Below are 1913 nucleotides of genomic sequence, written 5' to 3'. Positions count from 1 at the left end.
CACGGCAGCCTAACCCCGGCAGAGGCTCCACTTATCGACGCGGATATTCTGTTCAGACAACCGGGGCCAGCTCAGACTTCCTCCGTCTCATCGAAGCTAGCGAGATTGAGCAGTTGTTTACCTGGCCGGTCGACAACCGAAATGCTGCTTAGCGACGGATTCTCAATCGCGCAACCTAGGCGATCTACCAAGTAGCGTAAGCTTATCGCATAACTTTCTGAGTCTCTTCCGTAGCTCCGTTTACTTGATTTAGCGGTGCGCTTGCGCGGCGGGAGTCTAGAGGGATTTCAGCGAGAATTTAGCGGAATCGAAGAAGGCCAGAGATACTCATCGATACTCATGGGAAGTAGTATCGCCGCAACTGCCGACAATTAAAGGGCTATGGGAACGAGGCTAACGTTCGGGATCCACTGGGACGCAGACTACCACCCATTGGTCCACACCCGATTGATGCGGGGGCCTCCCATCGGATGTCACGTGTGCCGCTAACTGTGCTTCAAAACGTGCCGCAGTCCTACCCCTGAATAGGCGGCGTCGTGAATCTGCTGAAACTATCGTGCCTGTCAGCATGGCGGCCCGCCAGAGCGCCTCTCGCGAGGTCAAGTGAGGCCGTTTTAGACCCGCGACTAGCAACGACAAGTGTTCCTGGTTTTGCGGCCGTGTGGATCACAAAAGGCTACTGCGCCATTCAAGGGGACGCTTCAGCCAGCCGAACGACCTCTGGCCATCAGCCTACCAAAACAAGGAGACGACGGCCTCTTGTTTGTAGCATATGCTCTGCGAGCGTACGGATGACAACAATCGTGCGCCGGCACGCTCGCATCCTACGCGTTTAGGGGCACTCCGATGATCACGCCGTTTCGACGGAACTGGAGTCCAAACGAATTATTTGACACTCTTACGCCAGCGATGTTCGCCGCCGAGCCGTCGGCTGTCCGCGCACGTTGGGAAAAATTGTGGCCCGATCTGTACACCGAATATGACGCCAGGTACTTGAAACAAGAATTAGTGGCGCGAGATCTTATCGCTTCCGATGAAGCTGCTGCATTCTTTAACGCCTGGGCGATTGACGAAGAGCGCCACACCGACGGATTCATCCGGATCATTGAACTTGTCGCTAATGGATCCGAAAGGACTCTTCGGGAGAGATTGGAGGCTCGATCTCATGATTTTGGGCCGATCGTTGAACACCTGAAGGACGAATTTTCCGTGATGGTTATGATCGCATTTGATGAAATGTGCACTTGCCGCGCCTATGCAGCAGAAAAACCATTTTATGACGCTCTTGGGAACAACACGTTCCATCATTGGCTGCGGGAGGTAATTGCCGACGAGGCGGTCCACTCGATGAACGCCGTTAATGTTATCCGCTCGCGCTATCGCGATCGCATCGGCCAAGTCGGCACAATTATTGATAGCCTAATCCGCGCGGCCGATACTCTACGCTATTCTGGCACCTTCGTCCTCGACTACTTCGGCGCAGTGTACTCCAGGGAGCTGCTCGCCGACTCCCGCCTCGCGACCGTGAGAAATATTGCCAAGCCACTCATCGTGTAGAGCGAGATCTGTAACCGCGAGCCTGCGGAAAGTTTGGTCCGACGTCATACCGCCGCTCAATCGAGCTCTTCTGCAAGTTTTCCATTCTGCCAGTTGACGCCAGGTTTTCTTGACGTGTCGTGCGTATATGTCGTGTTCACGACATGTCGACGGCTCACCTTTTGCCAGGATGGTAGGTGCTAGTTCTGCTTTGTATCCACTTGGCGTGCGCGCGGCCGTGAGTACGCCACTCGAGCGACTGGTCCGGTCTTTGCTCTGTTGTTTTGTTGTTTGGCAAAACTAGTGGCTCTGCACAGTGATTTTGACTGGTTGGATCTGGGGCGGTCAGACTAGCTCCGGCAGGCTTTTGGGATCGA

Annotated in this window: 1 protein-coding gene; it reads left to right on the top strand. The window is 54.6% G+C overall.

Features of this window, described 5'->3' with window-relative positions; translation table 11 throughout:
• Positions 1 to 846 precede the first annotated feature (846 nt).
• The gene (locus D6B98_RS39515) at positions 847 to 1557 is read left to right on the top strand and encodes a hypothetical protein (protein WP_235884977.1); all 711 of its coding nucleotides are present in this window, start codon (positions 847 to 849) and stop codon (positions 1555 to 1557) included.
• Positions 1558 to 1913: the final 356 nt, after the last annotated feature.

This window comes from Bradyrhizobium sp. LVM 105, from assembly GCF_003957705.1.
GTDB classification, from domain to species: Bacteria; Pseudomonadota; Alphaproteobacteria; order Rhizobiales; family Xanthobacteraceae; genus Bradyrhizobium; species Bradyrhizobium frederickii.
Note: the sequence above shows the minus strand (reverse complement) of the source record. Positions and strands in the feature narration are given on the sequence as shown.